The 19,871-nt window shown below is 71.4% G+C and carries 20 protein-coding genes; 15 read left to right on the forward strand and 5 right to left on the reverse strand.

The features are described from left to right. Positions 1 to 71: 71 nt before the first annotated feature. A complete protein-coding gene (locus ACH4YL_RS26830) occupies positions 72 to 1,511 on the reverse strand; it encodes an NAD(P)H-quinone dehydrogenase (protein ID WP_398509990.1) in 1,440 nt (479 codons plus the stop codon). Between the two features lie 313 nt (positions 1,512 to 1,824). Here ACH4YL_RS26830 and ACH4YL_RS26835 point away from each other — a divergent pair, with 313 nt between their 5' ends. The 6 genes from ACH4YL_RS26835 (at position 1,825) to ACH4YL_RS26860 (ending at position 8,215) form a co-directional block, all read left to right on the forward strand. After that, positions 1,825 to 2,262 (forward strand): gamma-glutamylcyclotransferase, encoded by a 438-nt coding sequence (locus ACH4YL_RS26835; RefSeq protein WP_398509991.1) that lies wholly within the window; start codon positions 1,825 to 1,827, stop codon positions 2,260 to 2,262. A 126-nt stretch (positions 2,263 to 2,388) separates the two neighbouring features. After that, positions 2,389 to 3,219 carry a purine-nucleoside phosphorylase gene (locus ACH4YL_RS26840; RefSeq protein ID WP_398509992.1) on the forward strand — a complete coding sequence of 277 codons (831 nt, stop codon included), beginning with the start codon at positions 2,389 to 2,391 and terminating at the stop codon, positions 3,217 to 3,219. Positions 3,220 to 3,421: 202 nt separating this feature from the next. Beyond that, positions 3,422 to 5,077 (forward strand): phospho-sugar mutase, encoded by a 1,656-nt coding sequence (locus tag ACH4YL_RS26845; RefSeq protein WP_398509993.1) that lies wholly within the window; start codon positions 3,422 to 3,424, stop codon positions 5,075 to 5,077. A 121-nt stretch (positions 5,078 to 5,198) separates the two neighbouring features. Then, positions 5,199 to 6,407 (forward strand): hypothetical protein, encoded by a 1,209-nt coding sequence (locus tag ACH4YL_RS26850; protein WP_398509994.1) that lies wholly within the window; start codon positions 5,199 to 5,201, stop codon positions 6,405 to 6,407. Between the two features lie 11 nt (positions 6,408 to 6,418). Beyond that, a complete protein-coding gene (locus ACH4YL_RS26855; protein ID WP_398509995.1) occupies positions 6,419 to 6,886 on the forward strand; it encodes a hypothetical protein in 468 nt (155 codons plus the stop codon). A 60-nt stretch (positions 6,887 to 6,946) separates the two neighbouring features. Then, a complete protein-coding gene (locus ACH4YL_RS26860) occupies positions 6,947 to 8,215 on the forward strand; it encodes an NlpC/P60 family protein (RefSeq protein ID WP_398509996.1) in 1,269 nt (422 codons plus the stop codon). A 22-nt stretch (positions 8,216 to 8,237) separates the two neighbouring features. Here the strand turns inward: ACH4YL_RS26860 and ACH4YL_RS26865 are convergent, their stop codons facing one another. Continuing rightward, positions 8,238 to 8,870, reverse strand: coding sequence for a PH domain-containing protein (locus ACH4YL_RS26865; protein ID WP_398509997.1), 633 nt, complete (start codon positions 8,868 to 8,870; stop codon positions 8,238 to 8,240). A gap of 171 nt (positions 8,871 to 9,041) precedes the next feature. Between ACH4YL_RS26865 and deoC the strand changes: the two genes are divergently transcribed. Genes deoC through ACH4YL_RS26880 form a run of 3 tightly spaced genes read left to right on the forward strand, consistent with a single transcriptional unit; the run spans position 9,042 to position 12,314 of the window. Next, positions 9,042 to 9,995 carry a deoxyribose-phosphate aldolase gene (deoC, locus tag ACH4YL_RS26870; RefSeq protein WP_398510017.1) on the forward strand — a complete coding sequence of 318 codons (954 nt, stop codon included), beginning with the start codon at positions 9,042 to 9,044 and terminating at the stop codon, positions 9,993 to 9,995. Beyond that, positions 9,995 to 11,431 carry an aldehyde dehydrogenase family protein gene (locus tag ACH4YL_RS26875; RefSeq protein WP_398510018.1) on the forward strand — a complete coding sequence of 479 codons (1,437 nt, stop codon included), beginning with the start codon at positions 9,995 to 9,997 and terminating at the stop codon, positions 11,429 to 11,431. The genes deoC and ACH4YL_RS26875 overlap by 1 nt, the downstream gene beginning before the upstream one ends. Continuing rightward, on the forward strand, positions 11,424 to 12,314 hold the full coding sequence (locus ACH4YL_RS26880) for an aldehyde dehydrogenase family protein (RefSeq protein WP_398509998.1): 891 nt from the start codon (positions 11,424 to 11,426) through the stop codon (positions 12,312 to 12,314). The genes ACH4YL_RS26875 and ACH4YL_RS26880 overlap by 8 nt, the downstream gene beginning before the upstream one ends. An 83-nt stretch (positions 12,315 to 12,397) precedes the next feature. Here the strand turns inward: ACH4YL_RS26880 and ACH4YL_RS26885 are convergent, their stop codons facing one another. Continuing rightward, positions 12,398 to 12,790 (reverse strand): hypothetical protein, encoded by a 393-nt coding sequence (locus ACH4YL_RS26885; RefSeq protein WP_398509999.1) that lies wholly within the window; start codon positions 12,788 to 12,790, stop codon positions 12,398 to 12,400. A 132-nt stretch (positions 12,791 to 12,922) separates the two neighbouring features. Here ACH4YL_RS26885 and ACH4YL_RS26890 point away from each other — a divergent pair, with 132 nt between their 5' ends. After that, positions 12,923 to 13,561 (forward strand): ATP-binding protein, encoded by a 639-nt coding sequence (locus ACH4YL_RS26890; RefSeq protein ID WP_398510000.1) that lies wholly within the window; start codon positions 12,923 to 12,925, stop codon positions 13,559 to 13,561. 496 nt (positions 13,562 to 14,057) lie between these two features. Here ACH4YL_RS26890 and ACH4YL_RS26895 read toward each other — a convergent pair whose 3' ends face one another. After that, positions 14,058 to 14,792: a SigE family RNA polymerase sigma factor gene (locus ACH4YL_RS26895; protein ID WP_398510001.1), complete on the reverse strand. Its 735-nt coding sequence runs from the start codon at positions 14,790 to 14,792 to the stop codon at positions 14,058 to 14,060. A 238-nt stretch (positions 14,793 to 15,030) separates the two neighbouring features. Here ACH4YL_RS26895 and afsQ1 point away from each other — a divergent pair, with 238 nt between their 5' ends. The 5 genes from afsQ1 to ACH4YL_RS26920 all read left to right on the forward strand — a co-directional run bounded on the left by afsQ1 (position 15,031) and on the right by ACH4YL_RS26920 (position 18,906). Beyond that, positions 15,031 to 15,708 carry a two-component system response regulator AfsQ1 gene (afsQ1, locus tag ACH4YL_RS26900; protein ID WP_175257369.1) on the forward strand — a complete coding sequence of 226 codons (678 nt, stop codon included), beginning with the start codon at positions 15,031 to 15,033 and terminating at the stop codon, positions 15,706 to 15,708. Between the two features lie 40 nt (positions 15,709 to 15,748). Continuing rightward, positions 15,749 to 17,320 (forward strand): ATP-binding protein, encoded by a 1,572-nt coding sequence (locus ACH4YL_RS26905; RefSeq protein ID WP_398510002.1) that lies wholly within the window; start codon positions 15,749 to 15,751, stop codon positions 17,318 to 17,320. Beyond that, positions 17,317 to 17,943, forward strand: coding sequence for a hypothetical protein (locus ACH4YL_RS26910; protein ID WP_398510003.1), 627 nt, complete (start codon positions 17,317 to 17,319; stop codon positions 17,941 to 17,943). Before ACH4YL_RS26905 ends, ACH4YL_RS26910 begins: the two co-directional genes overlap by 4 nt. Before the next feature lie 68 nt (positions 17,944 to 18,011). Continuing rightward, positions 18,012 to 18,581 carry a VanZ family protein gene (locus ACH4YL_RS26915; protein WP_398510004.1) on the forward strand — a complete coding sequence of 190 codons (570 nt, stop codon included), beginning with the start codon at positions 18,012 to 18,014 and terminating at the stop codon, positions 18,579 to 18,581. A gap of 124 nt (positions 18,582 to 18,705) precedes the next feature. Beyond that, positions 18,706 to 18,906: a PspC domain-containing protein gene (locus ACH4YL_RS26920; protein ID WP_398510019.1), complete on the forward strand. Its 201-nt coding sequence runs from the start codon at positions 18,706 to 18,708 to the stop codon at positions 18,904 to 18,906. Positions 18,907 to 18,919: 13 nt separating this feature from the next. On the opposite strand, the gene ACH4YL_RS26925 is transcribed toward ACH4YL_RS26920, so the two are convergent. Next, entirely contained in the window at positions 18,920 to 19,696 is a 777-nt protein-coding gene (locus ACH4YL_RS26925) for a hypothetical protein (RefSeq protein ID WP_398510005.1), read from the reverse strand. Positions 19,697 to 19,871 lie beyond the last annotated feature (175 nt).

Consider the following 19,871-nt stretch of genomic DNA (forward strand, 5'->3'; position numbering starts at 1 on the left):
GACCCATAGTTGATCGCCGGGTGCGTGGAGTGCCCGGGGTTCGCCGGGTTTACTCCGGGTCCGCTACCTGCTCACGCCTCGCCGGCCGCCTTCCGGGTGTGCAACTGCCGTGCCACCTCGGCGATCGAGCCCGACAGAGACGGGTACACGGTGAAAGCGTTTGCGATCTGTTCCACCGTCAGATTGTTGTCGACCGCGATCGAGATCGGATGGATCAGTTCGCTCGCGCGGGGCGACACGACCACACCGCCGACCACGATCCCGGTGCCCGGCCGGCAGAAGATCTTGACGAAGCCGTCCCGGATGCCCTGCATCTTCGCGCGCGGGTTGCGCAGCAGCGGCAGCTTGACGAACCGGGCGTCGATGATGCCGCCGTCGACGTCCGCCTGGCTGTAGCCGACCGTCGCGATCTCCGGGTCGGTGAACACGTTCGACGAGACGGTCTTCAGGTTCAGCGGCTGCACCGCGTCACCGAGGAAGTGGTACATCGCGATACGGCCCTGCATGGCGGCGACCGAGGCGAGCGCGAAGATCCCGGTGACGTCACCGGCCGCGTAGACGCCGGGCGCGCTGGTACGGGACACCTTGTCCGTCCAGATGTGGCCCGAGTCCTTGAGCCGTACGCCGGCCTCCTCCAGGCCCATGCCCGCGGAGTTCGGGATCGCGCCGACGGCCATCAGACAGTGCGAGCCGGAGATGACCCGGCCGTCGGAGAGCGTCACCTCGACGCGGTCGCCGACCCGCTTGGCGGACTCGGCGCGCGAGCGGGACATCACGTTCATACCGCGGCGGCGGAAGACGTCCTCGAGGACCGCGGCGGCGTCCGGGTCCTCGCCGGGCAGCACGCGGTCGCGGGAGGAGACGAGCGTGACGCGCGAGCCGAGTGCCTGGTAGGCCCCGGCGAACTCGGCGCCGGTGACGCCGGAGCCGACCACGATGAGCTCCTCGGGGAGCTCGGTCAGGTCGTACACCTGGGTCCAGTTCAGAATGCGCTCTCCGTCGGGGAGCGCGTCCGGGATCTCGCGCGGGTGGCCGCCGGTCGCGAGCAGCACGGCGTCGGCGGTCAGCGTCTCCTCGGTGCCGTCGGCGGCGCGCACGATCACCTTGCGGGAGCCGTCCATCGCCTGCTGGCCCTCCAGCCGGCCGCGGCCCCGCATCACGCGCGCGCCCGCCCGGGTGACGGACGCGGTGATGTCGTGGGACTGCGCGAGCGCCAGCCGCTTCACACGCCGGTTGACCTTGCCGAGGTCGACGCCGACGATCTTGGCGGCCTGCTCGAGCGGCGGCGTGTCGTCGGCGACGATGATGCCGAGTTCCTCGTGCGAGGAGTCGAAGGTGGTCATCACCTCGGCCGTGGCGATGAGGGTCTTCGAGGGCACACAGTCGGTCAGCACGGACGCGCCGCCGAGGCCGTCGCAGTCGACGACGGTCACCTCCGCGCCGAGTTGGGCGCCCACCAGGGCCGCCTCGTATCCGCCGGGTCCGCCGCCGATGATCACGATCCGGGTCACTGGGGTTACGCCTCGCGCTCTCGTTACTGCCGGTTACTGCCGGGGGTGTCCCGCTGGGCTGGAGTACGTACCCCATTGTCCCGCACGCTTCAACCCGCTCGCGCCCGGGGCCCACCATTCGGGGCGGCGGCCTCCCTTGGATACCCACAGTGACCCGACAGTGAACAACCCACGGGCTCCGGACCACCTCTTCCCCGAGACCCTTCACCCCGGACGCCCACAGTGAACAACCCACCGGCCCCGACCCACCACGCCCCCGGCCCACCTCTTCCCCGAGACCCTTCACTGCGGCCCCTCCCGTACCCTCGATCCCATGTCGCTCTACGCCGCGTACGCCGGCAACCTCGACGCGCGGCTGATGTCCCGCCGCGCCCCGCACTCACCGCTGCGCGGCACCGGCTGGCTCAACGGCTGGCGGCTGACGTTCGGCGGCGAGCAGATGGGCTGGGAGGGGGCACTGGCCACGATCGTGGAAGCGCCGCGCTCGCAGGTCTTCGTCGCGCTGTACGACATCGCCCCGATGGACGAGGACTCGATGGACCGCTGGGAGGGCGTCGGCATGGACATCTACCGGCGGATGCGGGTCCGGGTGCACACGCTGGACGGCGAGGAGCCGGCCTGGGTGTATGTGCTGAACGGGTACGAGGGCGGGCTGCCGTCCGCGCGGTATCTGGGAGAGCTGGCGGACGCCGCGGATTCGGCGGGGGCGCCGCACGACTACGTGATGGAGCTGAGGAAGCGGCCGTGTTAGCGGGCCCGCGGTGGTGTCCGCCGGTGAATTCGCCGGAGAGTTTGTGGGAAACGACAAGACAACGATCGCAGGACCGTACGCTGCGTCATCTACGCGCGTAGGAAATGACCGGCTACCCTCATTCGCGTGAACGCATCTGTGAATCCGGAACTCCACGGCGTCAGCGCCGACCCCCACGCCGCGGCAGACGCCGCCGCCGCGCGCCTGCGCGAGCTGACCGGCGCCGAGACGCATGACGTAGCCCTGGTCATGGGCTCGGGCTGGGCGCCGGCCGTAGAGGCGCTCGGCGCGCCGGAGGCCGAGTTCCCGGTCACCGAACTGCCCGGTTTCCCGCCGCCGGCGGTCGAGGGCCACGGCGGCAAGATCCGCTCGTACCGCATCGGCGCGAAGCGCGCGCTGGTCTTCCTCGGCCGTACGCACTTCTACGAGGGCCGTGGCGTCGCCGCGGTCGCCCACGGTGTGCGCACCGCTGTCGCCGCCGGCTGCAAGACCGTCGTCCTGACCAACGGCTGCGGCGGTCTGCGCGAGGGCATGCGCCCCGGCCAGCCGGTGCTGATCAGCGACCACATCAACCTGACCGCTGCCTCCCCGATCATCGGCGCGAACTTCGTGGACCTGACGGACCTGTACTCGCCGCGGCTGCGGGCGCTGTGCAAGGAGGTCGACGCGACGCTGGAGGAGGGCGTGTACGTCCAGTTCCCCGGCCCGCACTACGAGACGCCCGCGGAGATCAACATGGTCCGTGTGATGGGCGGCGACCTGGTCGGCATGTCCACGGTTCTCGAGGCGATCGCGGCGCGTGAGGCGGGCGCGGAGGTACTCGGCATCTCCCTGGTCACGAACCTGGCGGCGGGCCTGTCGGGCGAGCCGCTGAACCACGAGGAGGTCCTCCAGGCGGGCCGCGACTCGGCGGCGAGCATGGGAGAACTCCTGACGAGGGTCCTGGACCGCATCTGACGCCTTCCCCGAGGCCGCGTACCCGCGTGCCGCCCGCCGCGAGAGACCTGGCACCCGCGCCCGCAGGACGCGAGGACCGGGCAACCGGCCGGGCCCGGGGGCCCGGAGGCGGAGCCCGCAGTTACGGGAACGGGCGCGGAGGGGAAGGAAACAGACCGCACCCCACCGCACTGAACACCACCATCACGAGAGGCGAGACACCGTGACCCAGGACCTCATCGCGCGGGCCCAGCGATGGCTGGAGGAGGATCCGGACGCCGAGACCCGCGACGAGCTCGGGAAGCTGATCGCCGCGCGGGATCTCGACGAGCTCGCCGCACGGTTCGGCGGGATGCTGCAGTTCGGGACCGCCGGGCTGCGCGGGGAGCTCGGCGCCGGGCCCATGCGGATGAACCGCGCCGTCGTCATCCGCGCCGCCGCCGGCCTCGCCGCGTATCTGCGGGCCAAGGAGCAGACCGGCGGGCTCGTCGTCATCGGCTACGACGCCCGCTACAAGTCCGCCGACTTCGCCCGCGACACCGCCGCCGTCATGGTCGCCGCCGGGTTCCGCGCCGCCGTCCTCCCGCGCCCGCTGCCCACGCCCGTCCTCGCGTACGCCATAAGGCATCTGCGCGCGGTCGCCGGCGTCGAGGTCACCGCCAGCCACAACCCGCCGCGCGACAACGGCTACAAGGTCTACCTCGGCGACGGCTCCCAGATCGTGCCGCCGGCCGACGCGGAGATCGCCGCCGAGATCGAGGCGGTGGCGAGCCTGAACGACGTGCCACGCGCCGAGAGCGGCTGGGAGACCCTCGGCGACGAGGTCCTGAACGCCTATCTGGCGCGTACGGACGCGGTCCTGACCACCGGGTCACCGCGCACCGCCCGCGTCGTCTACACCGCCATGCACGGCGTCGGCAAGGACGTGCTGACGGCCGCCTTCGCCCGTGCCGGATTCCCCGAACCCGTCCTCGTGCAGGAGCAGGCCGAGCCCGACCCGGCGTTCCCGACCGTCGCGTTCCCCAACCCGGAGGAGCCGGGCGCGATGGACCTGGCCTTCGGGACGGCCCGCGCCGTGGGCCCGGACATCGTCATCGCCAACGACCCCGACGCCGACCGCTGCGCGGTGGCGGTGCCGGACGACTCCGTTGCCGGCGGCTGGAAGATGCTCCGCGGCGACGAGGTCGGCGCGCTGCTCGCCGCGCACATCGTCCACAAGGGCGCTCGCGGCACGTTCGCCGAGTCGATCGTGTCCTCGTCGCTGCTCGGCCGGATCGCGGAGGCCGCCGGGCTGCCGTACGAGGAGACGCTGACCGGCTTCAAGTGGATCGCGAAGGTCGACGGTCTGCGCTACGGCTACGAGGAGGCGCTCGGCTACTGCGTCGACCCCGATGGCGTACGCGACAAGGACGGCATCACCGCGGCGCTGCTCGTCGCCGAACTCGCGTCGGAGCTCAAGGAGCAGGGCCGTACGCTCACCGATCTGCTGGACGATCTCGCCGTCGCGCACGGACTGCACGGCACCGACCAGCTGTCGGTGCGAGTCGACGACCTGAGCGTCATCGCGGACGCGATGCGCCGGCTGCGCGAGCAGCCGCCGGCCGTGCTGGCCGGACTGCGCGTCGCGAGCGCCGAGGACCTGAACCGCGGCACGGACAAGCTGCCGCCGACGGACGGTCTGCGGTACTACCTCGACGGCGAGTTCAACGCCCGGGTCATCGTCCGTCCCAGCGGCACCGAGCCCAAGCTCAAGTGCTATCTGGAAGTTGTGGTGCCGGTCGCGGACGCGAGCGCGCTGGTTCCGGCGCGGGAGCGTGCCGCGGAGATCCTGGACGGCATGAAGCGGGACCTGGCGGCGGCCGCCGGTATCCGACCGTAGAAACACCGGACCGCCCGTACGAGTGAACCTCGTACGGAGTCGAGCCACCGCAGCGCGCTCCCCCGGACCGTCCGGGCAATGGTGACCCGGTAGCGCATACCGAGTCCCAGGAGCAGCCGCCGTGTCCCCCGCCGCGACCGTTCGTGCCTTTGTCCCCGCCTCCCGCCGGCCACCGGCCCCGGGAGACGGCAGCGCGACGGGCGCGCGGGACCGGCTGCTGCGCGCGCTGCGGCGGGCCGCGCCGGCGCTCCTCGGCTATCTCCTGGTGCGGCTGTGCGGGCTGCTGGTCCTCGCCAAGTGGGCGCACGTCAGGCAGCAGGGCGTATGGCCGACGCTGGCCACGTCCTGGGACTCGAGCTGGTATCTGGGGATCGCCGACCACGGCTACACGGACGCGCTCGGCACCGACTTCAACGAGAACAACCTCGCCTTCTTCCCGCTCTATCCGGTGCTGGTGAAGGCCGTCGCCGCCGTCACGCCCGGCTCGCGCGCCTCGGTCGGGCTGCTGCTCGCGGTCGGCTGCTCGCTGCTCGCCGCGTGGGGGATCTTCGCGGTCGGCGACCGGCTGCACGGCCGGCGGGTCGGCATCGTGCTCACCGTGCTGTGGGGCGCGCTGCCGGTCGGGATCGTGCAGTGGATGGGCTACACGGAGTCGCTGTTCACGGCACTGGCGGCCTGGTCGCTGTACGCGGTGCTCAGCGGGCGCTGGCTGTGGGCGGGTTCACTGGCGACGCTGGCGGGACTGACGCGGCCGACGGCCATCGCGCTCGCGGCGGCGGTGTCGGTCGCGGCGCTGCTGGCCTGGCGGAGAGGGCGGCCCGGTGAGCGGGGTGCGGCACTCGCGGGCGCGCTGATGGCCCCGCTGGGATGGCTGGCGTTCGTCGCCTGGGTCGGGCTGCGGGTGGGCCGCGTGGACGGCTACTTCGCCGTCCAGCGCCTGTGGCGCAACGAGTGGGACGGCGGCGTGGCGACGCTGCTCCATCTGCGCCAGTACCTGGTCCATATGACGCAGCCTCAGCTGTTTCTGGTGATTGTCTCGGCGATGCTGGTCCTCTCGGTCGTGCTGTTCCTGCTCTGCGCCGCCGACCGGCAGCCGCTTGTGCTGCTGGTGTTCACCGGTGTGCTGCTGCTGGTGGTGCTCGGCAGCGGAGGCGTGTACTTCCCGCGGGCCCGCTTTCTCCTCCCCGGCTTTCCACTGCTGCTGCCGATCGCCCAGGCGCTGGCGAGGGCGCGCCAGTGGGCGGTGGTGGCGGTGGTGCTGGGCACGGCGACGCTGACTTCGGCGTGGTTCGGTGCGTACATGCTGCTGGTCTGGCGGGGTCCGCCGTAAGGAGAGGGGCGATGATCCAGGTCGGCAGAGGCGGCTGGATGATGACCGGCATGTCGACTACTTCCCGGCGCAGTCTGCTCGCCGCTTTCGCGGCCTCTGCCGCCTCCGTCCCGCTCAGCGGTCTGGCCGCCGCCCCCGCTCGCGCCGCCGGGTCGGCCGCCCCGTCCATACACCCGCTCGCGGCCCCGGCCGGTCTGACCTCGGCCCGGTCCTCGGTGACGCTGGCTCCGCTGGACGCGTCCTACTTCACCCAGGTGGCGCTCAACAACCCGCTCACCGCCTCCGTGCTTCCGGGCACCCCGGCCCGTACGGAGGTCATTTCCGGCGGCCGACGGGTCGCGTTGCTGACCCACGGCGCCCGGACCGTCGTACTGCCCGGCCCTGAGCGCACGTTCACCGAGAACAAGCAGCCTTTCGTGGACGACTTCCAGCGCACGCTTCCGGACCTCGCGCTGCCGGTGGCGGAGCGCCAGTACTGAGGCAGCTCACCGGGCGGCGGCAGTTGGTCCACGCTCGGGCCTGCCGAAACCGACTACTCGGTGGTGCCGGGCGCCGGCGTCATCACACTCACCACCGATCTCGCGAGCCGCCACGCGAGCGTGCGCGACGACGAGATCACGGACGTCGACGTGCGTTCCGTTGCCCGGTTCGACAAGGTGCCTGCCGGCCAGGCCTGTTCGTACGCGCTGTCCTTCGGTTACCAGGACACCCACAACAACTACCGGGCCCGGCTGTCCTTCCTGACCTCCGGCGCGGTCGAACTGCGGGTCGAGAAGGAGGTCGCCGACACGGTCACCCAGCTGGCCACGGCCCTCACGCTCGCCACCGGCGTGCCCGCGGACACGAACTGGACGATCCGGGTGCGCCGCGAAGGTGCCCACATCCAGGTCAAGGCCTGGCGTTCCGACCTCGCCGAGCCGGCCGCGTGGGCCGTCGACGTCAACGACTCCACCTTCGCCAAGGGGCGGGTGGGCCTGCGCGCGCTCGCCAACGACGGCTGCACCAACCTGCCGGTCGGGCTGAGCGTCAGCCGCTTCCAGGTGGACGCCGCGACCTGGGACGTGCCGCCCGGCGTCACGCACGGCGACTGGGTGCGCGTGCTGCCCCAGCCGTTCGACGGGAACTGGACGCCGGAGCTGGAGCAGACCGTCCGTGGCTGGGCCGGTTCGACGGCGCCGGACGTGCTCGCGTACGCGGCGATGTTCCTCGCCGGGGCGCCGGACGTGGTGAGCGGGGCCGGACAGACCAAGGACGAGCAGGTACTGGGCGAGGCCGGCTACGGCTACCTGGACCCGCAGGGCTACCGCTACGAAGGCGCCGACTTCCACGAGTACATGAACCTCGGCTGGACCTTCCCCGACGGCACGCACACCGGGCCGTCCGGCAAGCAGGTCGGCAACCTCGACTGCTCGGGCTACACGCGCATGGTCTACGGCTACCACATGGGCGTGCCGCTGGCCGCGGGCGAGGACACTTCCAAGGCCCGGATCCCGCGCAAGTCCCGGCACATGGCCGACTACGCGCCCGGCGTGCGCATCGACCGGACCGACGGCACGAACCCGCCCGCCGCGACACTGCTGCAGCCCGGCGACCTCGTGCTGTTCAACGCCGACTCGGGTGACGACAACCCGACCGTCACGGTCGACCACGTCGGCATCTACCTGGGCAGGGACGCGGCAGGCAAGCGCCGCTTCCTCTCCAGCCGCAAGACCGGCAACGGACCCACCATGTCGGACCTGGGCGGCGCCTCGCTCCTGGACGGCACGGGGACGTACGCCAGGACACTGCACACCGTGCACCGCATCTGACGCCGCGGCGGTCGGCCGACGGTCAGCCGATGGCCAGCAGGACGACGAGCAGCACGGCACCCGCGGCGGCCGGCGCCATCACCTCGTACGCCCAGCGCTTGTGCACCTCGCCCTGCGCACTCGGCCTCGACGCGTTGCGCTCGGCGATCTCGCGCATGTCGGCAACGGTCTGATCGGCCTGCGGGACGCGGGGCTTGTCGACGACGTCGGCGCTCGCGGACGTCCGCATGTGCGGGTCGCTGTGCGAGCGCCGCGCCTGCTTGCGGGCGGCGCGCTTGCGCTGCCCCAGGGACACGGGGACGGCCCAGAGCTGGTACTTCGCGCCGTCGTTCGTGAAGAGCTCACTGGAGTAGCCGGCGCGTACGTCGGCGACGCTGCCCCACGGGACCGTGATGGAGCGGAAGGGGTTCCGGATCCGCACACGGTCGTCGTTGACGAAGACGGCGGGGCGGAGGGTGAAGGCGACGACCAGGGGCACACTGAGCAGCGCGCCGGCCAGGGCGAACCACGGGGTGCGGCCCTCACCCGTGATGACCGCGTCGCCGCCGAGCCACGCGATGAGCACGAGCAGCAGCACGCCACCGGCCATCCCGGCGGGCGACCTGAAGACCCGATCGGCGTAGGTGGGCTCGACGGGAGGCGGTGAGCTGGTCATGCCCCGATTGTGCCGCATCCGCACCGGTGCCCCGCAGGGGACCCGTACCCCGGGAGCCGGGCCCGCCCGGGGCACAGGTACCTGCGCCGGGCGGGCCCGGGTCGCGTGCACTCGAGCCCCGGCCCCCACTAGACGCGTCGCTACGCGCGTAGATATGCTCGTCTGGTGACCATGCCCACCATTCCACCCGCACCCGCATTCGCGGACGTCACCGCGTCCGACAGCACGCTGCGCCGATTCCTCCACGGCCTGCCCGGCGTCGACCCGGTAGGCCTCGAGGCGCGCGCAGCCTCCCTCGGGACCCGTTCGATCAAGACCTCGGCCAAGGCGTACGCCATCGACCTGGCCATCTCGATGATCGACCTCACGACCCTCGAAGGCGCGGACACCCCGGGCAAGGTCCGGTCCCTCGCCGCCAAGGCCGTGCATCCCGACCCGACCGACCGGACCACCCCGACCACCGCAGCCGTCTGCGTCTATCCCGACATGGTGGCCACCGCCAAGGCCGCCCTCCAGGGCTCGGACGTCAAGGTCGCCTCCGTCGCGACCGCCTTCCCGGCCGGCCGCGCCGCGCTCGACGTGAAGCTCGCCGACGTGCACGACGCCGTCGCCGCGGGCGCCGACGAGATCGACATGGTCATCGACCGGGGCGCGTTCCTGGCCGGCAAGTATCTGAAGGTGTACGAGGAGATCCGCGCCGTGAAGGAGGCCTCCGGCGCCGCCCGCCTCAAGGTCATCTTCGAGACCGGCGAGCTCTCCACGTACGACAACATCCGCCGCGCCTCCTGGCTCGGCATGCTCGCGGGCGCGGACTTCATCAAGACCTCGACGGGCAAGGTCGCGGTGAACGCCACCCCGGCGAACACCCTCCTCATGCTCGAGGCCGTACGCGACTTCCGGGCGCAGACTGGAGTACAGGTGGGTGTGAAGCCCGCGGGCGGCATCCGCACCAGCAAGGACGCGATCAAGTTCCTGGTGCTGGTCAACGAGACCGCCGGTGAGGACTGGCTGGACAACCACTGGTTCCGCTTCGGCGCGTCCAGCCTGCTGAACGACCTGCTGATGCAGCGCCAGAAGCTGGCGACCGGCCGTTACTCCGGACCCGACTACGTGACGGTGGACTGATCACGATGGCCTTTGAATACGCACCCGCACCCGAGTCACGGTCGATCGTCGACATCGCGCCGTCGTACGGCCTGTTCATCGACGGTGAGTTCACCGACTCCTCGGACGGCAAGGTCTTCAAGACCGTCTCGCCGTCCACCGAGGAGGTGCTCGCCGAGGTCGCCCAGGCGGGCGAGGCGGACGTGGACCGTGCCGTGAAGGCCGCCCGCAAGGCCTTCGAGAAGTGGTCCGCGCTGCCCGGCTCCGAGCGCGCCAAGTACCTGTTCCGTATCGCGCGGATCATCCAGGAGCGCAGCCGCGAGCTGGCCGTCCTGGAGACCCTGGACAACGGCAAGCCGATCAAGGAGACCCGCGACGCGGACCTCCCCCTGGTCGCCGCGCACTTCTTCTACTACGGGGGCTGGGCCGACAAGCTCGGCCACGCGGGCTACGGACCCGACCCGCGCCCCCTCGGCGTCGCCGGCCAGGTCATCCCGTGGAACTTCCCGCTGCTGATGCTGGCCTGGAAGATCGCCCCGGCGCTCGCCACCGGCAACACGGTCGTGCTGAAGCCCGCCGAGACCACTCCGCTCTCCGCCCTGTTCTTCGCGGACATCTGCCGCCAGGCCGGGCTGCCGAAGGGTGTCGTCAACATCCTTCCCGGTTACGGCGAGACCGGTGCCGCGCTCGTCGCGCACCCGGACGTCAACAAGGTCGCCTTCACCGGCTCGACCGCCGTCGGCAAGGCCATCGCCCGCCAGATCGCCGGCACCGACAAGAAGGTCACGCTGGAGCTCGGCGGCAAGGGCGCGAACATCGTCTTCGACGACGCCCCCATCGACCAGGCCGTCGAGGGCATCGTCAGCGGCATCTTCTTCAACCAGGGCCAGGTCTGCTGCGCGGGCTCCCGGCTGCTGGTCCAGGAGTCGGTCCAGGACGAGGTGCTGGAGTCGCTGAAGCGCCGTCTGTCCACGCTCCGCCTCGGCGACCCGCTGGACAAGAACACCGACATCGGCGCGATCAACTCCGCCGAGCAGCTGGCCCGGATCACCGCGCTCACCGAGACCGGCGAGGCGGAGGGCGCCGAGCGCTGGACCGCGCCGTGCGACATGCCGGCCTCCGGCTACTGGTTCGCGCCGACGCTGTTCACCAACGTCACCCAGGCGCACACCGTCGCCCGCGACGAGATCTTCGGCCCGGTGCTGTCCGTGCTGACGTTCCGTACGCCGGACGAGGCCGTCGCCAAGGCCAACAACAGCCAGTACGGGCTGTCCGCGGGCGTCTGGACGGAGAAGGGCTCCCGCATCCTCGCCGTCGCGAACAAGCTCCGCGCCGGCGTGGTGTGGGCCAACACCTTCAACAAGTTCGACCCGACCTCGCCGTTCGGCGGCTACAAGGAGTCGGGCTTCGGCCGCGAGGGCGGCCGTCACGGTCTGGAGGCCTACCTCGATGTCTGAGTCGTCGCGTCTGAGTGTCTTCAAGACCTACAAGCTGTTCGTCGGGGGCAAGTTCCCCCGCTCCGAGAGCGGACGGGTGTACGAGGTGACCGACTCGAAGGGCGAATGGCTGGCCAACGCCCCGCTCTCCTCCCGCAAGGACGCGCGTGACGCGGTCGCCGCCGCGCGCAAGGCGTTCGGCCCCTGGTCAGGCGCGACCGCGTACAACCGCGGTCAGATCCTCTACCGCATCGCCGAGATGCTGGAGGGCCGCCGGGGCCAGTTCGTCGGCGAAGTGGCGGACGCGGAGGGCCTGTCCAAGTCGAAGGCCGCGGCCGTCGTGGACGCGGCGATCGACCGCTGGGTCTGGTACGCGGGCTGGACGGACAAGATCGGCCAGATCGTCGGCGGCGCCAACCCCGTCGCCGGCCCGTTCTTCAATCTCTCGACCCCGGAGCCGACCGGCGTCGTCACGGTCCTCGCGCCGCAGGAGTCGTCGTTCCTGGGCCTGGTGTCGGTCGTCGCCCCGGTGATCGCCACCGGCAACACGGTGATCGTGGTCGCCAGCGAGAAGGCCCCGCTCCCGGCGCTGTCGCTGGGCGAGGTGCTGGCCACCTCCGACCTCCCGGGCGGCGTGGTCAACGTCCTGTCCGGCCGTACGGCCGAGATCGCGACGCCGCTGGCCGCGCACCAGGACGTCAACGCGATCGATCTCACCGGCGCCGATGACGTACTGGCGAAGGAGCTGGAGATCGCGGCGGCGGACAACCTCAAGCGCGTTCTTCGTCCACAGGCTGTGGATTTCTCCGCGGACCCGGGCACGCAGCGGCTGACCGCCTTCCTGGAGACCAAGACGGTCTGGCATCCGACGGGCTCGCTGGGCGCGTCCGGCTCGGCCTACTGACCCCGGCGCCATCCTGAACCGAGGGGCCCTCTGTCGTTCCGTCCAACGGCAGAGGGCTTCCTCATGTCCGGGCTTGCCGAGAGTCAGATGGGCAGGACCCCGGCGACGCCGCCCACGACCGGCAGGTCCTCCAGCGCGGCACCGGCCGCGAGCGGGCCGGTGGCCGCGCCGGTGGACAGCGGCTGGAAGTCGGCGACCTGCGCGCCGACGGCGTTGTCCAGCGGGTCGACGCCGGTCTTGGCCAGCGGGTTGAGCTGGAGGCTCTTGAGCTGTCCGACACCGGCGACGGAGTTGGTGACCGCGCCGGTCAGACCCGTGGCGCCGAGCGTGTCGAGGCCCACGGGGGCCGGAGGTGCGGCCGGTGCCGCCTGGGCGGTTGCCTCGCCCGCGCCGAGTGCCGCGGCCACCGCGGCGACGGTCAGGCCCGCACGCAGCAGGGCGGGCCGCCGGGACTGGGGAGCTGTGTGACGTGCCATGGGATTCCTGCCTCGATGAGCGAGTCGCTGGGTAACCGGAAGAGCACGCAGCGTAGTTGAGGTGAGACAGTCAATACCAATCTCCGCCCCGGTGGGTCCCCTTCACGGGTCAATGCCTCACACTGGTGTCCCGTGAGTTCCCAACCCATACCGACACGCGTCGTTCTCCTCTCGGGCCCCTCCGGTTCAGGAAAGTCGTCGCTCGCCGCGCGCTCCGGACTGCCGGTGCTGCGCCTCGACGACTTCTACAAGGAGGCCGGCGACCCGACGCTCCCTCTGGTCGAGGGCAGCACGGACATCGACTGGGACTCGCCGCAGTCCTGGGACGCGGATGCGGCGGTGGCGGCGATCACTGAACTGTGCGGCACGGGACGTACGATCGTCCCGGTGTACGACATCGCCACGAGTGCGCGGGTGGACCGCGAGTCGCTCGACATCGGCCGGACGCCGCTGTTCGTGGCGGAAGGCATTTTCGCGGCGGACATCGTGAGCCGCTGCCAGGAGCTGGGCGTACTGGCGGACGCGCTGTGCCTGCGCGGCCGCCCGTCGACGACGTTCCGCCGCCGGCTGGCGCGGGATCTGCGGGAGGGCCGCAAGTCGATGGGCTTCCTGGTGCGGCGCGGCTGGCGCCTGATGCGCGCGGAACGCGGCATTGTGGCGCGCCAGGAGTCGCTGGGTGCGCACCCGTGCGCCAAGGAGGAGGCCCTGGGCCGCCTTGCCGCGGCGGCGGCGGGCCAGTGCCGCACCCGCGCGGCCCGAACGCCGGCCTGACGGCCGGAGGGTTCTCCCACCCACCCGCCCTTGAAAGCGGGGTACGGCGTACCCCCACGCCATTGGCGTCCGCGGCAGCTTCGCGCCGCGCGGGAAGTCCCATCACACGCCCGCGAGGGGCACGAGCGCCGCTCACCCCGCTACCTCGCGGCAGCTCCGCGCCGTGGAACGCGGCGGCGGCGTCCGAAAGACGCCTCCCCGGCGCACCGCACACGGCGCGGGCACGCCCCCGGCGTTCGCGGCAGCTTCGTGCCGCACCGCAGACCGAGGTTCCCGGGCATCACACGTACCGCTGCCCGCCGCAGCTTCGCGCCGCGCCGGCAGACCCGCTGGGCCCGAGCCCCCGGAAAAGGCAACCGCGGGGCCGGACAAGACCCCCCGGCCTGTCCGGTCCCGCGACCTGTTCCCCCGTTGGTTCCCCGTTGGTCCCCCGTGACCCCCGTGGTCCCCCACATACCGCCGATTCCCCCGAAACAGCGGCCCTCCCCCTGTGCCTTCAGGCCACCAGCTCGCCGAAGGACTCTTCCTCGTCACGGCCGAAGCTGAGGACCTCGTCCTCGCGCAGCCGGCGGAGTGACCGCCAGATGCTCGACTTCACCGTGCCGACACTGATGTCCAGGATCTCCGCGATCTCCGGGTCGGTGCGGCCCTCGTAGTAGCGAAGGACCAGCATCGTCCGCTGGAGTTCGGGCAGCCTGGCCAGCGCCTGCCAGAGCACCGCGCGCAGTTCCGTACCCCGCATCGCGTCGGTGTCGCTCGCCGTCTCCGGCAGCTCCTCCGTCGGGTACTCGTTGAGCTTGCGCCGGCGCCAGGCGCTGATGTGCAGATTGGTCATCGTCCGCCGCAGGTAGCCCCCGACCGCGGCCTTGTCGCTGATCCGGTCCCACGCCCGGTATGTCGAGAAGAGGGCGCTCTGCAGCAGATCCTCCGCCTCGAACCGGTCACCGGTCAGGTGGTAGGCGGTCGCGTACAGGGAGGACCGGCGCTCCTGGACGTAGGCGGTGAACTCCGCCTCCGTCAGGCTGGTGCGCTCCCCCGTGTCCTCCCCGTACGCCGTCCCGTTGCCCCCCACGGTCGCGTCAACCACCGTCATGTACGACGGCTTGTGCTGACGCCCGGCGCTGCGAACGCACCCCCGCCCGTTCACCGCGCCGGACTTCTCCGGGCTCCTCACGACGTCGTGGAGACGCGTGACTACTGCGCTTGAGTTGGTGCTGTGCAGTGCGTTCATCTCGCGCCCCCCGTCGGTGGAGTCTGTTTCCGTCCGTGTGCCAAAAAGCTTGCCCAGGCAGTTTCATGGCGGTGTCCGCCGACTGTCACAGGCCTGTCACAGGGCCCGCGGGACCCTTGGAAACCCCGTTTCGCGACCGGTTCGCAAACAGCTCGAAACGCCTCTCACAAGGGGAGGAGTGGTGTGGGAGCGCTCCAGCAGTCGAACTCCGGCACGCCCATGGGCCAGAATGACCTCCGTGCCTTTCCTGTTGCTGATCGAGGACGACGACGCCATCCGCACGGCCCTCGAACTTTCCCTGTCACGCCAGGGCCACCGAGTGGCCACCGCGGCGACGGGCGAGGACGGCCTGAAACTGCTCCGTGAGCAGCGGCCGGACCTGATCGTGCTGGATGTGATGCTTCCCGGGATCGACGGTTTCGAGGTGTGCCGGCGCATCAGGCGCACCGACCAGCTGCCGATCATTCTGCTGACCGCACGCAGCGACGACATCGATGTGGTGGTCGGTCTCGAGTCGGGCGCGGACGACTATGTCGTCAAGCCCGTGCAGGGCCGGGTGCTGGACGCCCGGATCCGCGCCGTACTGCGTCGCGGTGAGCGGGAGTCCACCGACTCGGCGACCTTCGGGTCGCTGGTGATCGACCGCAGCGCGATGACGGTCACCAAGAACGGCGAGGACCTCCAGCTCACGCCGACCGAGCTGCGGCTGCTGCTGGAGCTGAGCCGCAGGCCCGGACAGGCCCTGTCGCGGCAGCAGCTGCTGCGGCTGGTGTGGGAGCACGACTATCTCGGCGACTCACGACTGGTGGACGCCTGTGTGCAGCGGCTGCGGGCGAAGGTGGAGGACGTGCCGTCCTCGCCGACCCTGATCCGTACGGTGCGCGGTGTGGGCTACCGGCTGGACGTCCCGCAGTGAGACCTGTGCACCACCCCGCCCCCATGAACGGAACCACCAGGTGAGCAGTGCCGCAAAGCGCGCGATACTCGCCGGTCTCCGCTGGACGAGCCTGCGGCTGCGCCTGGTCGTCGTCTTCGCTCTGGTCGCGCTGACCGCGGCGGTGTCCGCGTCCGGCATCGCGTACTGGCTCAACCGCGAGGCCGTGCTGACGCGTACGCAGGACTCCGCGCTCGGGGACTTCCGGCAGGAGATGCAGAACCGGGCGGCCGCGCTGCCGTTGCATCCGACGGTGGGCGAACTGCGCAACACGGCCGAGCAGATGACGGACAGCGACGCCGGCTACAGCGTGCTGCTGATCGCCGAGCCCGCCGCGGGCAAGCCGCTGGTGGCGACCTCGGAGCCGGAGAACTTCACGCTCGCCGACGTTCCGCAGCGGCTGCAGGACGCGGTGAACGAGCGGCAGGACGTCAGCGCCGGCAACTCCGTTCCGTACCACCTCTACTGGCAGCGCACCCAGCGCCGCGGCAAGCCGTATCTCGTCGGCGGCACCAGGATCATCGGCGGCGGCCCGACCGGCTATGTCTTCAAGTCGCTCGACCAGGAGCGCCAGGACCTGAACTCGCTGGCCTGGTCGCTCGGCATCGCGACCGCCCTCGCGCTCGTCGGGTCCGCGCTGCTGGCGCAGGCCGCGGCGACGACCGTGCTCAAGCCCGTGCACCGGCTCGGCGAGGCGGCTCGGCGGCTCGGCGAGGGCAAGCTCGACACCCGGCTGCGGGTGTCCGGCACGGACGAACTGGCCGAGCTGGCAAGGACGTTCAACAAGACCGCCGCGTCGCTGGAGAAGAAGGTCGCGGACATGAGCGCGCGGGAGGAGTCCAGCCGCCGCTTCGTCGCCGACATGTCGCACGAGCTGCGTACGCCGCTGACCGCGCTCACCGCCGTCACCGAAGTGCTCGAGGACGAGGTCGACAGCCTCGACCCGATGATCGCGCCCGCCGTGAACCTGGTCGTCAGCGAGACCAGGCGGCTCGGCGACCTGGTGGAGAACCTGATGGAGGTGACCCGCTTCGACGCGGGCACCGCCAAGGTCGTCCTGGACACGGTCGACGTCGCCGACCAGGTCACCGCCTGCATCGACGCGCGCGCCTGGCTGGACGCCGTGGATCTGGACGCCGAGCGCGGCATCATGGTGCGGCTCGATCCGCGCCGGCTCGATGTGATCCTGGCGAATCTGATCGGCAACGCGCTCAAGCACGGCGGTTCGCCGGTACGGGTGTCGGTGCGGCCGGCCGACGGCGAGCTGCTGATCGAGGTACGGGACCACGGGCCCGGCATCCCCGAGGACGTGCTGCCGCATGTCTTCGACCGCTTCTACAAGGCGAGCGCCTCCCGGCCGCGCTCCGAGGGCAGCGGCCTCGGCCTGTCGATCGCGATGGAGAACGCCCACATCCACGGCGGCGACATCACCGCCGCGAACTCCCCCGACGGCGACGGCGCGGTCTTCGTGCTGCGGCTGCCGCGCGACCCGTCCGACGCGAAGGACTACTACGCGCAGGACGACGCGGACGACGACGGCGACACCCCCGGCGGGGAGCAGCTCCGCGACCGGGGAGAGGAAGGCGCGCAGTGAAAGGCCCCCGCCGTATCAGGTGGTCCGTCGCGGCGCTTCTGGGCGTCCTCGCGCTCGGCGGCTGCGGCATCAGGTCCACCCAGGTCCCGGTCGACGCCGGTCCCGCGCCCTCCCGCGTGCCCTGCGAGGTCACCGGCGAGAACGTCACGCCGCAGGCGCAGCAGCAGGGCATCCCTGTGCGCGTCTACCTGGTCTGCGCGACGCAGCTGGAGTCTGTGGACCGTACGGCCCCGATATCCGCGGAGAAGGCCGCCGACGGCCGCGTACAGATCGCTCAGGCGCTGCTGGACCAGCTCCAGAAGGAGCCGTCGTCCGCGGAGAACGAGGCGGGCTTCGCGACCTTCGTGCGCGCGCCCATCGTGGTCACCGGACCGAACGAGGGCGATCCGCCGGGCACCCTGCGGCTGAGCCGCCTGCCCGAGGATCTGCCGTCGACGGCGCTGGCCCAGATCGTCTGCACCTTCGCGGAGAGCCGGGCGGCGGCCACGGACGGCTCTGTGCTGCTCGGCGGGCCCGGCACGTACGAGCCGACGAGGTACCGGTGCTCGGCCGGCACCAAGGAGCGTCCGGACGAAAACGTGCCGACGCTCGGCTCGCTTCCGTCGCCCTCCGGCACGGGGTGACGCTCGTCTCGCCACTCCACTTGAAACCGCGCGGAACCGATTCGCGCGGAGCGTGCGTCTTGGGGGGCGTGCAGCGTCAAGGTCAGGGCGGCAGCGCCGTCATCCGCTTCCGCGCGGCGGGGGTCCTCCTCCTCCTCGCGCATTTGCTGCTCGTGGCATGGCTGACGCTGCGCCCGCTCGACGTGATGTGGGTGACCGCCGCGAACCTCCGGCCGCTCGCCGGCATAAAGGCCGATCTCGCGCTCGGTCCCGTGGAGGCCGCGAGCCGCATCGGCGAAGGACTGCTGCTGCTGGCTCCGCTCGGCATACTGCTGCCGATGGCGGGCGGCCGGCTCATCGTCTCGCCTCTCGCCTCAATGGCCCGCACGGTCGCCGCCGGAGCGCTGCTCTCGCTCGGCATCGAGCTGCTGCAGACCGGCGTCCCGGGACGGGTCCTCGACGTCGACTCGCTGCTGCTGAACACCGCCGGCGTGGCGCTGGCGCATCTCCTCGTCGTGCCCGCGGGCCGGGCCCGGCTGCGGCGCAGGGGGCAGCGGAGCACCTCCGCCTCATCCCGGCAGCAGCGCGGTGCCGTCCTCCGGGAGGATGCCTCTCAGGGCTCGACCCCGACGATTCCCAGGGTCGGGATCGCACCGTAGAGCGACGCTTTGACCCCCTTCGCACGGCCACCATGGATACATCGAGGAGCACACCGATTCGCTCCCGACGAATCCCAATGAACCTCAAGGAACCTCAATGAAGGTTCTCGCGAAGGAGCCCACCATGGCCGCACTTGCCCGCCCCCGTGACGGACGCATGCTCGGCGGAGTGTGCGCAGCGCTGGCCCGGCGCTTCGGCACCTCCGCCAACACGATGCGCGTGATCTTCGTCGTCTCGTGTCTGCTGCCCGGCCCGCAGTTCCTGATCTACCTGGCGCTGTGGGTGTTCCTGCCGTCCGAGAAGACCGCCAGTACGGCCTGGTGACCCCGGGCAGCCGTCAGCCGGCAAGTACCTGGGCGACCTTCGCCAGCTGCTTGTCGGCGACCTCCTGAGGCACCCGCGGCGGTGTCCGCCGCGCGAGGTCCAGCGCCATGAAGCGCGCCACCGTCGCACCTTTGCGGACCACGACCAGATGGATCGGAGCCGCTCCGCCCTCGGTGGTCTTCGCGACGGTCGTCCAGCTGACGGTCTCGTCGCCGCCGCGCGCGGTGAAGGCCGCGTCCTCGACCTCGCTGTAGCTGCCGCTGCGGCCCTGGATCGAGGCGGAGAATCCGGCGCCGCACGCGCCGACGGCCGACTTCAGCGAATCCATCAGCTTTCCGGCGTCCGCCGCGCGGTAGGAACTGACCGAGGCGGACACCGCGAGGCCGAGGCTCTCCAGCGAGCCCAGCCCGCGGTTGACCGTGTGCGTGGCCTGCGGGCTCGGCTTGTCGCCCATCGCGTCGGCGAGCGGCTGGCACTGCGGCTTGTCGGCGGTGGGCTGCCCGGACGGCGAGAGTGCGCTCTTTCCGGCGGACACCTGGAAGCCGTCCAGATCGCCGGTGGCGAGCGCGGCGCGCTCCAACTGCTGCCCGCTCAGCGGCGCTGCCGCATCACCACCGGTGCTTCCGCCCTTTCCGGTGTCGGTGCTCGTGCCCGTACGGGCGGGCGTCTTCGTGTCCTTGGCTGAGGGCTTGCCGTCGTCACTCGTACAGGCCGTGGCCAGCAGGAGTGCTGAGACGGTGACAAGTGCGGTCAGTCCGGCGGTCTTCGCGCCGGTGGGCTTCGGGCGCATGGCCGCGATCCTGGCACAAGCGAGTGGGGGGGGGGGGGGGGGGGGGGGGGGGGGGGGGGGGGGGGTGGGGGTGGTGGGGGGGGGGGGGGGGCGCGCCGCCCCCCCCCCCCCCGGGGGGGGGGCCCCGCCCCCGGGGGGGTAAATGTCGGCGGGCTTGGTGGGCCCCCGCGGCGAC

Source organism: Streptomyces sp. NPDC020681 (genome assembly GCF_044334895.1).
Classification (GTDB): Bacteria; Actinomycetota; Actinomycetes; order Streptomycetales; family Streptomycetaceae; genus Streptomyces.

Bases quoted from the DNA above. Each gene is read 5' to 3' on its own strand.
- ACH4YL_RS26835 (WP_398509991.1), top strand. From the start codon at position 1,825: ATGTCGCTCTACGCCGCGTACGCCGGCAACCTCGACGCGCGGCTGATG.
- ACH4YL_RS26855 (WP_398509995.1), top strand. From the start codon at position 6,419: ATGATCCAGGTCGGCAGAGGCGGCTGGATGATGACCGGCATGTCGACT.
- ACH4YL_RS26865 (WP_398509997.1), bottom strand. From the start codon at position 8,870: ATGACCAGCTCACCGCCTCCCGTCGAGCCCACCTACGCCGATCGGGTC.
- deoC (WP_398510017.1), top strand. From the start codon at position 9,042: ATGCCCACCATTCCACCCGCACCCGCATTCGCGGACGTCACCGCGTCC.
- ACH4YL_RS26880 (WP_398509998.1), top strand. From the start codon at position 11,424: ATGTCTGAGTCGTCGCGTCTGAGTGTCTTCAAGACCTACAAGCTGTTC.
- ACH4YL_RS26885 (WP_398509999.1), bottom strand. From the start codon at position 12,790: ATGGCACGTCACACAGCTCCCCAGTCCCGGCGGCCCGCCCTGCTGCGT.
- ACH4YL_RS26895 (WP_398510001.1), bottom strand. From the start codon at position 14,792: ATGAACGCACTGCACAGCACCAACTCAAGCGCAGTAGTCACGCGTCTC.
- ACH4YL_RS26920 (WP_398510019.1), top strand. From the start codon at position 18,706: ATGGCCGCACTTGCCCGCCCCCGTGACGGACGCATGCTCGGCGGAGTG.
- ACH4YL_RS26925 (WP_398510005.1), bottom strand. From the start codon at position 19,696: ATGCGCCCGAAGCCCACCGGCGCGAAGACCGCCGGACTGACCGCACTT.